Below are 14,375 nucleotides of genomic sequence, written 5' to 3' on the forward strand. Positions count from 1 at the left end.
TCAGAACCCGTAGAGGACCTTGGGGTTCTCGACCAGGATCTTGTGCAGCGTCGCCTCGTCGGTGACCACCCGCAGCAGCAGATCGATCAGGTCCTCCTCGCGCGGCGGCACGTGATCGCCGACGTGCGGCCAGTCGGTGCCCCACACCACGCGATCCGGGTTCGCCTCGACCAGAGCGCGCATGAACGGCTCGGTGTCGGTGAACGGCGCGCCGATCTGGGAATTGCGGTCGGCGCCGGAGATCTTGGTCCAGTAGCGGCCCGTCTTCAGCTTCTCGCGCAGCTCGCGGGTGCCCGGATTGTCCGCACCCTCGTTGGCCGGGGTACGCCCCATGTGGTCGATCACGAAGTCCAGCGGCAGCTTCTCGATCCGCGGCGCCAGCTCGGCGAGATCGGCCGCGGCGACCCAGAGCTGCGCGTGCCAGCCGCGCTCGCCGATGCGGTTCGCGAGCGCCTCCAGATCCTCCAGCGTCATCCCGCCCTCGGCGTACTTCTTCCCACCGAGCCGCAGCAGATTGATCCGCACGCCCCGAAAGCCCGCCTCGGTCAGCTCATCGAGACGCTTGTCGGTGATCGCCGGATCGACCAACCCGATCGCGCGCAGCCGGTCGGGATGGCGCAGCAGCGCGTCGTAGGTGACCGCGTTGTCGGCGCCCGCGCCGCGCGCGTGCACGATCACGCCCTTGGCGATGCCGAGCCGGTCCCACAGGGCGAGCAGATCCTCCACCGGCTTCGCCGCCGCGGACGTGTGCTGGCCCGCCTCGGAGCCCGGGAACCGATCGTAGGGGCCGTAGATGTGGACGTGGCAGTCATAGCTGCCGGCCGGCAACCTGGGCGTCTCGACCGTCGACGGCTCGCCTGCGGACATCGGCTATCTCCTTTGATCACCGCCGCCGAGCAGGAGGACCCGACGGCATCCGAGCGCCGAACCTAATCAGCCGCCGCGCGGCCGGACAAGCGCGGCGTTTCACTGCGAGGGACGGTCATCGGCCGCCGAGTGAGTATGGGTCGGTACGCCGGTCGGCAGCAGTGCCGCACCGAGCGCCGTCGCCGCGGCGGCGACGAGCGCGATCGGGAACCCGAGCACCGGATCGATCGCGGCGACCGTACTGAACGCGGCAATCCCCAGGCCGGTGCCGACGGCGAACGCGATCTCCTGGATGACACCCGCCTGGGCGGCTCGTCGCGGCGTCGCGGCCTCGAACAGCGCCGTCGTCGCGATGGTGCCGACCGCGCCGTAGCCGAGCCCCACGAGCGCGAGCGCAGCGGGCAGGGGCACGACGCCGAGGCCGGTGGCCAGCGCGCCCGCCGCCTGCACCCCCAGCGCGATACGGACGACCAGCGCGGAACCGAGCCGGGCGTGGGTCAGCGGCGCGAGCAGGCCGCCCGCGGTCGTGGCCAGCGCGAGCGGCACCAGCGCCAGCCCCGCCTGACTCGGCGAGCGGTCCTCGGCGAGCTGCAGGTGCACGCTGACCAGATAGATGCAGGCGCCCGCGGCGGCCGCCGAGATCAACAACTGAATCGCCGACACGCTCACCCGCCGTCTGGCGAACAGCGCGACATCGAGCAGCGGGTCCGTCGCACGCCGCTGCCGGCGGACGAAGACGGCCAGCAGCGCGACGCCGATCACGAGCAGGCCGGTGCCCTCGACGGGCGCGGCCGCGAGTCGCTTCACCGCGTGCACGATCACCCCCAGGCCGACCCCGGACAAGATCAGGTCGACGGGATCGAAACCGGGTCGACCGGCGCCGCGGGACTCGGGCAACAGGCGTATCGCGGCGAGGGCGGCGATCGATGCGATGGCGACGAGCGCCGCGAACACCGAGCGCCAGCCGAGACGATCGGTCAACACGCCCCCGAGCACCGGGCCGAGCGCGTTGCCGGCGCCGACCGTGGCAACCCAGGCCCCGTTGGCGATGGCAAGATCACGGCCGCGGAAGCGAGTGCCGATCGTGGCCACGACGCTCGCGATGACGGCGCCGCCGGCCAGGCCGGTGATCGCCCTGGTGATGATCAACACGAGACCGGCGCTCGCCAGCATCGCCACGGCATTGCCGAGTGCCATCGCGCCGAGACCGATCACCAGGACGGTACGCCGCCCGAACCGATCGCCGAGCCGGGCTGCGAAGAGCAATCCGGCGGCCAGGCACAACGGGTAGCTGTCGACCAGCCACGCCCGGCCCGTGTCCGACAGCGACACCTCGGCGGCGATCACCGGCGCCGGGACGGAGATCAGGCTCATCGACAGGCCGCTGCCGAGGATGCCCAACAGCAGCGGGACCAGGACGATCCAGCCGCTGCTCGGTCCCGAGGGCGTCGGTTCGCTTCCTGTCACACAGGCGAGTATGCGCGGTACACTCCGAAACGGGTAGTACTGACATTTCTGTCCGTGTGGAGGGAGCCCGGTGGTGCGCGCCCAGACCGAGAAGGCGGTACGCGAGTGGCAGCACACCTGCGCCGCCGAGATCGCCGCGACGGTGCTCGCCGGGGCGTGGAAGCCGGTGATCATGCACGAGCTGCGTGAGGCCGGCGTCCTGCGCTTCCGCGAGCTCGCCCGGCGTACCGGCGGGCTGTCCGAACGCGGCCTGACCCGGCAGTTGCGTGAGCTGGAGGAGGACGGCCTGGTCGCGCGGCAGGTGTATCCGCAGGTGCCGCCCAAGGTCGAGTACCGCCTGACCGAGGTCGGCGAGGAAGCGCAGGAGGTCCTCGACGTGATGGCCCGCTGGGGGCGTGGGTACGCCGCGCGGTTCGGCCCGGGCGAGCCGAGCTGAGCTCCCGTCGCGGGCCTCAGTGCCGCAGCGCCCGGCGGGCCAAGCGGTTGCCGACGAACTGGCCGATCTGGACGATCAGGACGATCGTCAGCACGCAGACCGCGATCACCGCGAAGTTGAACCGGTTGTAGCCCTGGACGATCGCCAGCTCGCCGAGGCCGCCGCCCGCGATCAGCGCCGACGCGGCCGAGGCGTCCATGATCGCCACGAACATGAACGTGAAGCCCAGGATCAGCGGGCCGAGCGCCTCCGGCACGAGCAACGACCAGATGATCCGCCAACGGCTCGCGCCCATCGCCCGGGCCGCCTCGATGACCCCGGGATCGATGGCGACCAGGTTCTGCTCCACGATCCGCGCGAACGCCACCGACGCCGCCACCGCCAGCGGAACGATGATCGCCGGCGTACCGAACGACGCCCTGACCAGCGCATAGGTGACCGGCGCCATCAGCGTGATGAAGATGATGAACGGGATCGGCCGGATGATGTTGATCACCACGTTGACGACGTTGAACAGCACCGGATTGGCGAGCAGCCCGCCGCGCCGCGTGACGTAGAGCAGCACGCCGAGCGCCGTCCCGAACACCCCGGCCGCCGCCAGCGCCACGCCCACCATCAGCAGCGTTTCGGCGATCGCGGTGATCAACTCGGGGCCGAAGACCGGCCAGTTGATGCCGTTGCGCATCAGAGCACCTCCACCTCGGTACGCCGGGCGATCTCGGCGACCAGCCCGTCGACGGCCTCCGGCGTACCGCGCAGTTGCAGCGTCAGCGAACCGAACGCGCGATTCTGCAGCGTCTGGATCCCACCGTGCACGATCTCGAAGTCGACCCCGCGCGCGGCCGCCCCGCCGAGCGCGACCCCGAGGCCGACGCCCTCGCGCTGGGCGACCCGCAGCAGCGTCCCCGGATGCGTCGCGTGCAGCCGCTCCAGCTCGCCGTCCGACGGCCGGTCGCGCAGCGCCGAGCCGACGAAGCTGGCGCCGACCGCGGAGCGCGGCTCGGCGAACACGTCGAACACCTCGCCCTCCTCGACGACCCGCCCGTCGGCCATCACCGCGACCCGGTCACAGATCGTGCGGACCACGTCCATCTCGTGGGTGATCACCACGATCGTCACCCCCAGCTCGGTGTTCACCCGGCGCAGCAGCCGCAACACCTCGCCCGTGGTGTCCGGGTCGAGCGCGCTGGTCGGCTCATCGGCGAGCAACAGCGCCGGGTTGGTCGCGAGCGCCCGAGCGATGCCGACGCGCTGTTTCTGCCCGCCGGAGAGCTGTTCGGGGTACGCCCGCGCGCGCCCGGACAGCCCGACGAAGCCGAGCAGCTCGCTCACCCGCGCCCGCCGCCGCTCGGCATCCCAGCCGGCGATCCGCAGCGGGTACTCGACGTTGCCGAACACCGTCCGCGAACGGAACAGGTTGAACTGCTGGAAGATCATTCCGATGCCGGTACGCACGGCGCGCAGCTTGTGCTCCGGCAGCCCGGTGATCTCGGTATCACCGACCCGGATGGAGCCAGACGTGACCGGTTCCAGGCCGTTGATCAGGCGTACCAGCGTCGACTTGCCGGCGCCCGAGGCGCCGATGATGCCGAAGATCCGGCCCGCCGGGATGTCCAGCGTGACATCGTCCACGGCCAGCACCGGCGGGTCGCCCGGGAACTGCCGCGACACCCCGCGCAGGCCGACGCCGCCGGCCGGTGCCCGGCCGGCGGCCTCGCGTGCGGTCGGCATTCAGCCCTTGTTCTTCAGGTTGTTCTCGATCTCGGTCAGCGTCGCCTGCAACTGATCGGGCGAGTCGGTGCGCGAGACCCCCGTGCCGCCGGTGGCCTCGAGGCGCTGCTTCTCGACCTCCGGACGGTGGTAGATGTCGACGATCTTGGCGAAGGCCGGGTTGTCCCTGTCCGCCGCGCGGGAGACGATCACGTTCACGTACGGCTTGGTGGACTCGGCGTTCGGGTCGTCCTTGATGATCGCGGAGTTCGGGTCGATCCCCGCGTCGGCGAGAAAGTTGTTGTTGATGATCGCGCCGTCCACGGTGCCCAGGCCGACCACCGTCTGCGAGGCGTCGACCGCCTGGATCTTGACCTTCGACGACGGCAGCACGTCGGACTCACCCGACAGCGAGTTGCCGCCGTCGCGCAGCTCCACCAGGCCGGCCTGCTGCAGGACCAGCAGCGCCCGGGCCAGGTTGGACGGATCGTTCGGCACGGCGATCGTGCCGCCGGCCGGGATCTGGTCGACGCTGGTGTGCTTCTCCGAGTACAGGTTCAGCGGCACCACATAGGTCGCGCCGATCGGCGTCAGGTCGTCGCTCGCCTCGACGTTGTACTGGGCCAGGAACTGCAGGTGCTGGAAGGCGTTCAGGTCGAGCTCGCCCGACGACACGGCGGGATTCGCCTTGGTGTAGTCGGTGAAGTTGGTGACCTGGATGTCCAGGCCCTCGGCCTTGCCGAGCTCGACGATCGTGTTCCAGTACGGCTGCGCGCCCTCCGTCGTGCCGATCTTGATCGTGACGGGCTCGCCGGGTGCGGCGCTCGGCCCGCCGGCCGGGCTCGCGCCCGGGCCGTAGGAGCATGCCGCCATCACCAGCGCGACGACTGCCGTGATCAGCGCGGGCAACAGCTTGCGGGACATGGGTTTCTCCTTCGGTCGGTGTGTGCCACGGCCGACCCGGACACGCGGCTGCGTCGGGTCGCGGCGCCGCGGTGAGGCCCAACGTAGGCAATACTCGACTGTCCCTATCGAGTTTCTTGCGATGTGGTCGCGGGTACGCCGGTCCGGACGCGCGTGCTAGGTCCCCGGCACGCGGGGGAACGTGCCGAGGACCAGCCGGGCGCCCGGCCGGGTCGCACCCGGCCGTCACCCGCTCATCCCTCCCGGATCGTCATCCTGGCGATCTTGTCGCCGGCGACATCGAAGGTGAACCGGCTGCGCCCGTTGGCGTAATTGCTGCGCCAGTCGCCCACCACGGTCACGGTGTCGCCGTCCACTCGGACCTCCTCGGGGGTGAGGGTGCCGTGGGAGCCGATGAACTCCTTGTCGCTCCATGCCTTGATCTGGTCGCGGCCGGGGAACTCGCGTCCCCAGTCATTGACGGCACCGTCGTCGGTGAACGCGTCGAGGAAGGCCTGTTCGTCGTGTCGGTTGACGGCGGCGACGAACGAGGCGACGGGTTCGGGAATGGTGGGATCAGTCATGCCGGTTCTCCTCGGTGGTAGCGGGCTGGATCCGGAAGTACGCGATCAACGAGTGGTGTAGCCGCCGTTGGCGAAGATCGTCTGGCCGGTGATCCACCAGCCTTCGGATGCGAGGAACCGCACGATGGGCGCGATGTCCTCGATCTTGGTGAGCTGATTGCCCATCGCCTGCGACTTGTGGAACTCCACACGCTCGGGCGTCTCCTGTCCGTAGAAGAACGGAGTGTCCATCGGCCCCGGCGCGATGGCGGTGACCGAGATGCCGCGCTCGCCGAACTCCTTGGCGGCGGCCCGGGTGAAGTGTTCCACCGGGCTCTTGCCTCCGGCGTAGGTCGAGTAGCCGTCGGTGAATGCCGCGAGCAGTGCGGTGACGATCGTGATGACCTTGCCGTTGTCGGCCAGGCTCCGGCCGGCCTCCTTGATGAAGAAATAGGCGGCCTTCGCGTTGATGTCGAACATCGAGTCGTACTCGTCCTCGGTCGTCTCGACGATCGGCTTGCGCAACACCTTGCCCACGGTGTTCACGGCGACGTCGATCTGTCCGATTGCCGCCGCGGCGTCGGCGAACAGCTTCTCCACGTTGCCCGGCACGGTCAGGTCGCCGGTCAGGATCACGCCGCGACTGCCGGTGGCCTCGACCTCGGCCAGGGTCTTCTCCGCCTCGGGCCGGCTGGACTCGGAGTTGTAGTGGATGGCGACGTTCGCGCCCGCCTGGGCCGCCTGACGGGCGATCAGGCCGCCGAGATTCTTCGCGCCGCCGGCGATCAGGACGTTCTTGCCCGCAAGGGTGGGGTTGGCCATGGTCAGCTCCTCGTGCGTTCTGCGTGCTGGTACCCGGATTGTATCTGTGACATGTAACGGTATATCACCGATACATAAAGCTAATGTAGCAGCATGGTCGACACAGGGGAACGCGATACCCGGACAAGGCTGCTGAATGCCGCGGCGGACATGATCGCGGCCGCCCCCGGCGAGGAGGTCTCGCTGCGTGCCGTCTGTGACGCGGCCGGGGTACGGATGCCGACCCTGTACCACTTCTTCGGCAGCAAGCAGGGCCTGATCGAGGCCGTCATCGAGCGCGGTTTCGACATGTACCTCGACACCAAGACCGCGGTGAAACCATCCGGCGACCCGATCCGCGATCTGCGGGCGGGCTGGGATGCCCACGTCGCCTTCGGCCTCGACAATCCGGGCTTCTACACCCTGATGTACGGCAAGGTGCGCCCCGGCTACTCGCCGGCCGCACAGTCGCGGCCCAGCGAGATCCTGCGTTCGATCACCCGGCGGGCCGCCGACCAGGGCCGGCTTGTCGTGGACCCCGACCAGGCAGCCGCACACGTTCTGGTGGCCAACATCGGGGTCACGTTGCGCCAGATCGTGCTCGATGCGCCGGACCGGGAGCTGTCGGCCGCGGTCCGCGACGGGGTCATCGCCGCCATCACCGGGACCGGCGGCGCGAAGGGGGGTGCCGACGCGTCACGGTCACTGATCGAGCGTGCTTCGGCGCACCCTGAGGTGTTGGGACCCGCAGAGACCCGCTTGTTCATCGAATGGGCCCAGCGTCTCGAACGCGAACCCTGACCGCCAAGCCCGGCCATCCGGCACGGGCTCAGTTGCGGCAGCTCTTGCCCAGCCAGGCAACGCTGTAGCCGGTCGTGGCCGCCGGAGATTCCCAAGCTGCTGGCGTCTTCAGGACGGAGCTGACGCCGACGGCGTAGGTGCCCGAGCGCGAACTGGGGACGTCGACCGCGAGCGTCGAACCGACCGAGCCGCTGCCCGTCACCCGCGTGGTCTGCACGGCCTGCCCGCTCCCATCGGTCACGCGCACCAGGTAGTCGTAGCGGGCGTCGGTGTGCTGCCAGCGCACCGAGACCGAGGTCAGGATGATCCCGGACACCGCACACCTGAGATCGGCGGGCTGGGCGATCCGCAGCGCGGAGTAGGTTCCGGTCCGGGCTGCGGCGGCGTCGGAGAAGGCCGCCAGCGTGGGGAGCGGCGCGGTGCCGGCGAGCGCGCCGGCCGGGGCGGCGATCAGGGCCGCCGTCAGTGCGGCGGCACGCCGCGGGAGGCCATCGTCGGCGCGGCGCCGGGCGCCGCCGGGGGCGTCGTCGCCATGATCATCTCCGTCTCCATGATCATCATCCTCGCGATCACCGCGGCCGTCGGGCCCGCGGCGGGAGAAGCCGATCGCGATCGCGCCGGCGGCGAGCGCGCCGCCGAGGAGCAGCGCGAGCGGCTGGCGAGCCGCGTTCAGCAGATAGCCCGCGGCCGGGACGCTGACGATCACCCGCTCGGCCTCCGTGACGCGGTACGCCTCGGCGTCGGGCGCGGCGTTGGCGTCGCCGCGCAGCCGCAACGCGATCTCGCCGGCCGGGCCGGAGGGGGCGGTCTCGATCACGCGGTGCGTGACGCGTACCCCCTCGGCGGTCTGCACGCTGACCACGTCGCCGACGCGCAATTCGGACGCGGGCACGGTTTCGGCAAAGGCGAGATCGCCGGTGCGGATGGCGGGCGACATCGATCCGGACAAGAACACCAGCGGCGTCACGCCGCTGAGCAGGACGCCGAGCGTCCAGGTCAGACAGACCACGCCGGCCGCGCAGCCCGTCCACAGGACCAGGCTCGCGGCGAGCCGCCGCGCGCGCTCCATCACTTCGCCTGCGTTGCGGAGAAGGTGAACGTCGCCGCGGCGGACTTGCCCTGGGCCGTGTTGTCGGCATCGGCCGGCAGCGCCACGCGGATGCAGACCGTCTCCTCGGCGGCGCCGGAGCCCGAGTGCAGGGCGGCCCGCGACGAGACGACCTCCTTGGCGTTGCCGCCGAGCGTCCCGGCGGAGAACGTCGCCTCGCCCGAGCACGTGTTGGTCCGCAACCCGTTCGAGGTCTGTGCCGATCCCGCCCGTCCGCCGGGATGCACCGACCAGCGCAGCGCCGAGGCGAGATCGCCCGACGCGGTCGCGGCGACGGCATAGTCGAACCCGACCGAATCGGCCGGCCGCTGCACCCGGACCGTGAACGCCTGGCTCTCTCCCGGGACCATCGACGTCATCCCGGTGGCATCGTCGGTCCAGGTTCCGCCCTGGCCGGCGAGCTGGTCGTTCAGCGTGATGTCGAGCGTGCCCGAGCGGAACCGGCCCGTCTCCAGGGTCGCCTCGTCGGTCCAGTAGGCCAGGGTGCCGACGCTGCCCATTCCGACCACGACGCCCAGGCTGAGCAGGCCGGCGAGCCGGCGATGCCAACCCGCGCGGGCCGGCCGACGGATGGCGCGTGCTGCGCGCCTCATGATCGTTTCCCCTCTCTCGCGCGCACGGCGAGGGCTCCGGCGAGGAGCGCTCCGAGCGCAGCAACAAACAACAGCGGGCCAAATGTGGCGCCCGTATGGGCGAGTGCGCCCGCGGTGCCCGGGACGGTCGTGGCCGGCCCGGGATCGGTGGGACTCGGCTCCGGGTCGGTGGGGCCCGGCTCCGGGTCGGCGGCGAAGATCGCAAACTCGACGCCGGCCCGCCGCCGCTCGGTCAGGTTGTCGGCCTCGGCCGGCAGCTCCACGACGACGCGCACGGTCGCCGTCCGGCCCGGCGCGAGTTCACCCACCTCGACCCGGCCCGCCTCGCCCACCTCGGCGACGCCCCCGCCGGGAAGCTCGGTGGCAACCCGGAGGGCGTCGGCGAGCTCAGGGTCGCCGCCGCGGCTCACCTGCAGGCTGACCTGCACCGTCGCTGGGCGGTCGTTGCGGACGGTGATCACGGACGTTGCGGCATCGCCCGGCGTCCAGGCCCGCGGGCCGAGCGGCTCGGCGGCGCCGCTCCCGCGGATTCCTTCGTCGGTGATCACCACGGTGCGCTCGTGGGCGCCGGCCGACGGCGCGGCGACCAGGCACAGCGCGCACGCAGCGAGCAGTGCGGCGAGTCCCTTCATCGTTCGGCTCCCGTGGCTCGGCGAGGCGTCGTCGCCACGGAGGCGGCGCGCCGATCGCGTACCGCACCGGTGAACATCACCGCCGCGTAGAGCAGGAGCGCACCCGCCGCGCCGGCGATGATCAACTCGCGCTGATCACCGGTCAACACGCTGGCCGGGTAGCCGAGCAGCGGGACGGCGTACCAGACCGTGCCGCGTACCTGGACGGCGCGCACCCACCCCGGGTCCGGCCCGGGGTTGGCATCGCCGCGGGTACGAAAGACCGGCTCGCCCGTGGTGGTCGACACGCCCTGCGCGATCACCCGGTGGGTGACCACGGCGGGCCGGCCGGATTCGAGCTGGTAGGTCAGCACCGAGCCGGTCCGGATCTGTTCGGTGGGCACGGGGCGCACGATCGCCAGGGTCCCGGGCGGGAGTGCGGGGCGCATCGATCCGGTGAGCACCGCATAGGGGGTGGCCCCGGCCAGCCGCGGGATGAACACCCCGACAGCCACCGCGAAGGCGGCGAGGCCGATCACCGTCCACGTGGCGAGGCGCGCGACGAGACGCGCGATCGCCGTGACGCTCACGGGGTGGCGTCCACCTGGGTCAGCGTCACGGAGATGTCGCTGAGGTTCAGTTCCTTGAGCTGGGAACTGTTGTCGGCCGATTCGCCGAACGGGAAGTCCACCGCGAGGTCGGCCTGCAACTGGGCGCCGTTGTCGGCCTCGGTGATCGTGGAGTCCGCCGCGATCGGGCTACCGCCCAGGCGGTAGTTGGGGACGATGTCCACGGCGTCGAGCAGGTCGCCGCTCGGGGTGGCATCGACGACCTCGACCGCGGCCTTCAGATTGTCGCCCTCGGCGACGATCGTGTAGGTCCCGGCGAATCGCAGCTCATCGCCCGGGACGACCCGGACGGTGCTGACGTCGGCAACGGGTGCGCCGTTCAGCGTCCACTGCGCGGTGCCGGGCTCCAGGGCGAGCTGCCCGGAGGTGATCGACCCGCCGCCGAGATCGGCCGTGGCATTCCAATAGGCCAGGGTGCCACCCGCGCTGATCAGCAAGGCGGCGGCAGCGGTCGCCGCGACGGCGCCCTTGATCGACTTCTTCATTCTTGTCCCTCATGATCGCTGGAAAGTGCGCGCAGCAAAGCGTCCAGGCGCACCCAGCAGAACGGAAAAGCGGCATGGGAGAGCCCGGCGGCAAAGCGGCGGTGTGGCCAGTATGAGCGCGCCGGGCCCGCGAACCAACTTGGCGGCGGGTGAATCTGGCCGATGTTACGGGTGAGTAGGATTTCGTGCGTCATCACCCTGGCGGGTTCGGCCGGGGCTAGGGCGCGACGCCTGTCGGCCGCGCGTGCGGCAACCTTGCTAAGGTCGGCCGCAGGGCCCGATCGGCCCGCGGACGAGGGAGCAGTACCCGCACAGCGACAAGACTGCCGCGTGGAGGTCCCCCATGGATCCGACAATCCTTGGTGATTCGACAAACCTGGCCTGGGCGGTTCTGGTCGTCTCCGGCATGTTGGAGGCGGTCTGGGCGACCGCGCTCGGCGAGGTACGCGGCATCCGCCGCCCCGCCCCCTTGATCATCTTCGTGCTGGCGGTGATCGCCAGCATGGCCGGCCTGATGTACGCCATGCTGCACATCCCGACCGGGACGGCCTATGCCGTCTGGGTCGGCATCGGCGCCGTGCTGACCGTCGTGATCGCGATCGTTCGCGGGACGGAGCGGGCCACCCTCGCGCGCATCCTGCTGCTGATCGGCCTGGTCGGCTGTGTGGTCGGGCTCAAGGCGGTGAGCTGAGATGGCGTGGCTCGTCCTGATCATCAGCGCCGTGCTGGAGGCCGTCTGGGCGACCGCGCTCGGGCATTCCGACGGCTTCAGCCGCCCGGTGCCGAGTGTGATCTTCCTGGTTGCGCTGACCCTGAGCATGCTCGGGCTGGGGTACGCCATGCGCAGCATCCCGATCGGTACCGCCTACGCGGTCTGGACGGGGTTCGGGGCCGCGCTGACCGTCGGCTTCGCGATGCTCACCGGCGAGGAGCCGGTGTCGGTGTGGAAGGTGATCTTCCTCGCCGGCATCATCGGCTGCGTGATTGGGCTCAAGCTGGTCCGCGAGCCGGAGGTGCCCGACGCCTCCTGATCCGGCAGCCTGGCTGGTGCCGATCGCCTGGGCGGCGGGGATCGGCGCCTGGTTCGTGGTCTGCGAGCTGCTTGCCCGCCCGCGCGGGCGGCCGCGCGGCGCGACCGGTCAACCGCGGCTGCCCGGCGAGGTCGCCCGCAAGCTCGCGCACGCCGGGGCCGCGCTCGCCGCGGCGCTCGGGGTCTGCTGGTTCGACCACCGGGCCTTCGTCTGGCTCGGGCTCGCCTTCGCGGCGCTGATGCTGCTGACGATCCGGCTCGTCCCGCTGGCGGCGCTGGCCGATGCGCAACGCTCCTGGGGTCCGGTCGCATTCGGCCTCGGGGGTGCGGCCACAGCGGCCCTGGCCCCCGACCGACCCGCCTTCGTCGCCGCCGTGCTGATCATGGGGCTGGCCGACACCGCGGCGGTCGCGGTCGGGCGTACCGTCGGAATCCGCAGGCTGCCCGGCGGCAAATCGCTCGGTGGGGCAATCGGCTTCGCGGTCGTGGCCGCGGTGGTGCTGCTGATCGCCCTGCCCGGCCGGCCGCTGCTGGCGGTCGGCCTGGCGGCGGTGCTGGCCCTGGTGGAGCTGTTCACCCCGCGGGGCTGGGACAACCTGACCGTGCCGGCGGTCGCCGCCGCGGCGCTGCTCGCCGCGGGATGAACGCGGGATGACGAGGGGTACGCCTCAGCCGGCGATGTTCACCATCCAGCCGATCGAGAACCGGTCCAAACACATCCCGAAGGTGTCGCCCCACGGCGCCTTCGTCAGGGGCTCCTGGACCTGGCCGCCGTCGGACAGCCCCTCCCAGAATGCCCGCAGCTTCGCCTCGTCGTCGCCGCTCAGCGAGATCGAGGACGTGTTGCCCGGGCGGAACTCCATGCCCGCCGGCTGGTCGGCGCCCATCAGCGTCAGCCCGTCGGGGGTGACCAGCATCGCGTGCATGACCTTGCTCGCCTCGTCCTCGCCGAAGCCCGCCTCCGGCAGGTCGCCGTAGCGCGACAGCGTCAGCTCGCCGCCGAAGACGTCTCGGTAGAAGTTCATCGCCTCCTCGGCATTGCCGTCGAAGACGATGTAGGGATTGAGGGTGATGCTCATGTCCCGATCCTGCCCCCGGTTGTTCCGATGCGCCAGAGGGGCTGGCCCGTCCGGGGCCCGCCCGGGAATGATTACGGGGACGGCCGCGTTGGGGCGTATAGTTGAATCCGCAACTACCTAGGGAGCTGGCATGCAGATCGGGATCTTCACCGTCGGGGACGTCACGCGCGACCCGACCACCGGCACGACGCCGAGCGAGCACGAGCGGATCAAGGCCACCGTGCAGATCGCGAAGAAGGCCGAGGAGATCGGACTCGACGTGTTCGCCACCGGCGAGCACCACAACCCGCCGTTCGTGCCGAGCTCGCCGACCACGACGCTGGCCTACATCGGTGCACAGACCGACAAGATCTTGTTGTCCACCTCGACCACGCTGATCACCACCAACGACCCGGTGAAGATCGCCGAGGACTATGCGACCCTGCAGCACCTGACCGACGGCCGGGTGGACCTGATGATGGGCCGCGGCAACACCGCGCCGGTCTATCCGTGGTTCGGCAAGGACATCCGCGACGGCATCGACCTGGCGATCGAGAACTACGCGCTGCTGCACCAGTTGTGGCGCGAGGAGGTCGTGGACTGGAGCGGCAAGCACCGCACGGCGCTGCAGAGCTTCACCGCGACGCCGCGCCCGCTGGACGGCGTACCGCCCTTCGTCTGGCACGGCTCGATCCGCAGCCCGGAGATCGCGGAACAGGCCGCCTACTACGGCGACGGGTTCTTCCACAACAACATCTTCTGGCCCTCGAGCCACACCAAGCAGATGGTGGACCTCTACCGCCGGCGCTGGGAGCACTACGGCCACGGGCCGGCGCGCACGGCGATCGTCGGCCTGGGCGGGCAGTTCTACATGGCCCGCAACTCCCAGGACGCCGTGAAGGAGTTCCGTCCCTACTTCGACGTCGCACCGGTCTACGGACACGGGCCGTCGCTGGAGGACTTCAGCAAGATGACCCCGCTCACCGTGGGCAGCCCGCAGCAGGTGCTGGAGCGCTACCTGGGCATGCGTGACATCGTCGGCGACTACCAGCGCCAGTTGTTCCTGGTCGATCACGCGGGCCTGCCGGTCGACACCGCGCTGCGCCAGCTCGACCTGCTCGGCGAGATCCTGCCCGAGCTGCGCAAGGGGTACGCCGAAGGCCGCCCGGCCGATGTGCCGGAGGCGCCGACGCACGCCTCGCTGGTCGCCGCCCGCGACGAACAGGTACGCAAGGCCGCCGAGCTGATCACCGAAGAGCAGGCCGGCCAGGACAACGACGAGTCGGACCGCGTGGCGGTCCAGGAGGGCTGAT

Annotated in this window: 19 protein-coding genes and 1 riboswitch; of the genes, 6 read left to right on the forward strand and 13 right to left on the reverse strand. The window is 70.7% G+C overall.

Features of this window, described 5'->3' with window-relative positions:
• Together GGQ54_RS11460 and GGQ54_RS11465 are read right to left on the reverse strand one after the other, a co-directional pair.
• Entirely contained in the window at positions 1 to 867 is an 867-nt protein-coding gene (locus GGQ54_RS11460; protein ID WP_179445505.1) for an amidohydrolase family protein, read from the reverse strand.
• A 99-nt stretch (positions 868 to 966) separates the two neighbouring features.
• Complete coding sequence (locus GGQ54_RS11465) at positions 967 to 2,334, reverse strand: MFS transporter (protein ID WP_179445506.1); 1,368 nt, start codon at positions 2,332 to 2,334, stop codon at positions 967 to 969.
• 73 nt (positions 2,335 to 2,407) lie between these two features.
• Here GGQ54_RS11465 and GGQ54_RS11470 point away from each other — a divergent pair, with 73 nt between their 5' ends.
• A complete protein-coding gene (locus GGQ54_RS11470) occupies positions 2,408 to 2,770 on the forward strand; it encodes a winged helix-turn-helix transcriptional regulator (protein ID WP_179445507.1) in 363 nt (120 codons plus the stop codon).
• 16 nt (positions 2,771 to 2,786) lie between these two features.
• Here GGQ54_RS11470 and GGQ54_RS11475 read toward each other — a convergent pair whose 3' ends face one another.
• The 5 genes from GGQ54_RS11475 to GGQ54_RS11495 form a co-directional block, all read right to left on the reverse strand.
• Complete coding sequence (locus GGQ54_RS11475; protein WP_179445508.1) at positions 2,787 to 3,455, reverse strand: methionine ABC transporter permease; 669 nt, start codon at positions 3,453 to 3,455, stop codon at positions 2,787 to 2,789.
• Entirely contained in the window at positions 3,455 to 4,501 is a 1,047-nt protein-coding gene (locus GGQ54_RS11480; protein WP_179445509.1) for a methionine ABC transporter ATP-binding protein, read from the reverse strand. Before GGQ54_RS11480 ends, GGQ54_RS11475 begins: the two co-directional genes overlap by 1 nt.
• Positions 4,502 to 5,404, reverse strand: a complete 903-nt coding sequence (locus tag GGQ54_RS11485; protein ID WP_179445510.1) for a MetQ/NlpA family ABC transporter substrate-binding protein — start codon at positions 5,402 to 5,404, stop codon at positions 4,502 to 4,504.
• A 233-nt stretch (positions 5,405 to 5,637) separates the two neighbouring features.
• Positions 5,638 to 5,967, reverse strand: a complete 330-nt coding sequence (locus GGQ54_RS11490; RefSeq protein WP_179445511.1) for a nuclear transport factor 2 family protein — start codon at positions 5,965 to 5,967, stop codon at positions 5,638 to 5,640.
• A gap of 45 nt (positions 5,968 to 6,012) precedes the next feature.
• Positions 6,013 to 6,768 carry an SDR family oxidoreductase gene (locus GGQ54_RS11495; protein WP_179445512.1) on the reverse strand — a complete coding sequence of 252 codons (756 nt, stop codon included), beginning with the start codon at positions 6,766 to 6,768 and terminating at the stop codon, positions 6,013 to 6,015.
• A 93-nt stretch (positions 6,769 to 6,861) separates the two neighbouring features.
• Here GGQ54_RS11495 and GGQ54_RS11500 point away from each other — a divergent pair, with 93 nt between their 5' ends.
• The gene (locus tag GGQ54_RS11500; protein WP_179445513.1) at positions 6,862 to 7,548 is read left to right on the forward strand and encodes a TetR/AcrR family transcriptional regulator; all 687 of its coding nucleotides are present in this window, start codon (positions 6,862 to 6,864) and stop codon (positions 7,546 to 7,548) included.
• A 28-nt stretch (positions 7,549 to 7,576) separates the two neighbouring features.
• Here GGQ54_RS11500 and GGQ54_RS11505 read toward each other — a convergent pair whose 3' ends face one another.
• From GGQ54_RS11505 to GGQ54_RS11525, 5 genes are read right to left on the reverse strand one after another with little or no spacing between them, the layout of a single operon-like run.
• Positions 7,577 to 8,617 (reverse strand): signal peptidase I, encoded by a 1,041-nt coding sequence (locus tag GGQ54_RS11505; protein WP_179445514.1) that lies wholly within the window; start codon positions 8,615 to 8,617, stop codon positions 7,577 to 7,579.
• Positions 8,617 to 9,249 carry a SipW-dependent-type signal peptide-containing protein gene (locus tag GGQ54_RS11510; RefSeq protein ID WP_179445515.1) on the reverse strand — a complete coding sequence of 211 codons (633 nt, stop codon included), beginning with the start codon at positions 9,247 to 9,249 and terminating at the stop codon, positions 8,617 to 8,619. The genes GGQ54_RS11505 and GGQ54_RS11510 overlap by 1 nt, the downstream gene beginning before the upstream one ends.
• A complete protein-coding gene (locus tag GGQ54_RS11515; RefSeq protein ID WP_179445516.1) occupies positions 9,246 to 9,881 on the reverse strand; it encodes a COG1361 family protein in 636 nt (211 codons plus the stop codon). Before GGQ54_RS11515 ends, GGQ54_RS11510 begins: the two co-directional genes overlap by 4 nt.
• Positions 9,878 to 10,450, reverse strand: coding sequence for a signal peptidase I (locus GGQ54_RS11520; RefSeq protein WP_179445517.1), 573 nt, complete (start codon positions 10,448 to 10,450; stop codon positions 9,878 to 9,880). Before GGQ54_RS11520 ends, GGQ54_RS11515 begins: the two co-directional genes overlap by 4 nt.
• Positions 10,447 to 10,974, reverse strand: a complete 528-nt coding sequence (locus GGQ54_RS11525) for an alternate-type signal peptide domain-containing protein (RefSeq protein WP_179445518.1) — start codon at positions 10,972 to 10,974, stop codon at positions 10,447 to 10,449. The genes GGQ54_RS11520 and GGQ54_RS11525 overlap by 4 nt, the downstream gene beginning before the upstream one ends.
• 270 nt (positions 10,975 to 11,244) lie before the next feature.
• Positions 11,245 to 11,306, forward strand: a riboswitch (guanidine-III (ykkC-III) riboswitch).
• 11 nt (positions 11,307 to 11,317) lie between these two features.
• Between GGQ54_RS11525 and GGQ54_RS11530 the strand changes: the two genes are divergently transcribed.
• From GGQ54_RS11530 to GGQ54_RS11540, 3 genes are read left to right on the forward strand one after another with little or no spacing between them, the layout of a single operon-like run.
• Positions 11,318 to 11,665 (forward strand): DMT family transporter, encoded by a 348-nt coding sequence (locus GGQ54_RS11530; RefSeq protein ID WP_246292627.1) that lies wholly within the window; start codon positions 11,318 to 11,320, stop codon positions 11,663 to 11,665.
• A 1-nt stretch (position 11,666) separates the two neighbouring features.
• The gene (locus GGQ54_RS11535; protein ID WP_179445519.1) at positions 11,667 to 12,005 is read left to right on the forward strand and encodes a DMT family transporter; all 339 of its coding nucleotides are present in this window, start codon (positions 11,667 to 11,669) and stop codon (positions 12,003 to 12,005) included.
• A 16-nt stretch (positions 12,006 to 12,021) separates the two neighbouring features.
• Positions 12,022 to 12,648, forward strand: a complete 627-nt coding sequence (locus GGQ54_RS11540; RefSeq protein WP_179445520.1) for a diacylglycerol/polyprenol kinase family protein — start codon at positions 12,022 to 12,024, stop codon at positions 12,646 to 12,648.
• A gap of 24 nt (positions 12,649 to 12,672) precedes the next feature.
• On the opposite strand, the gene GGQ54_RS11545 is transcribed toward GGQ54_RS11540, so the two are convergent.
• Entirely contained in the window at positions 12,673 to 13,083 is a 411-nt protein-coding gene (locus GGQ54_RS11545) for a VOC family protein (RefSeq protein WP_179445521.1), read from the reverse strand.
• Between the two features lie 130 nt (positions 13,084 to 13,213).
• Here GGQ54_RS11545 and GGQ54_RS11550 point away from each other — a divergent pair, with 130 nt between their 5' ends.
• Positions 13,214 to 14,374, forward strand: coding sequence for an LLM class flavin-dependent oxidoreductase (locus GGQ54_RS11550; protein WP_179445522.1), 1,161 nt, complete (start codon positions 13,214 to 13,216; stop codon positions 14,372 to 14,374).
• The last annotated feature ends 1 nt before the right edge of the window (position 14,375 follow it).

It is taken from the genome of Naumannella cuiyingiana, assembly GCF_013408305.1.
Lineage (GTDB): Bacteria > Actinomycetota > Actinomycetes > Propionibacteriales > Propionibacteriaceae > Naumannella > Naumannella cuiyingiana.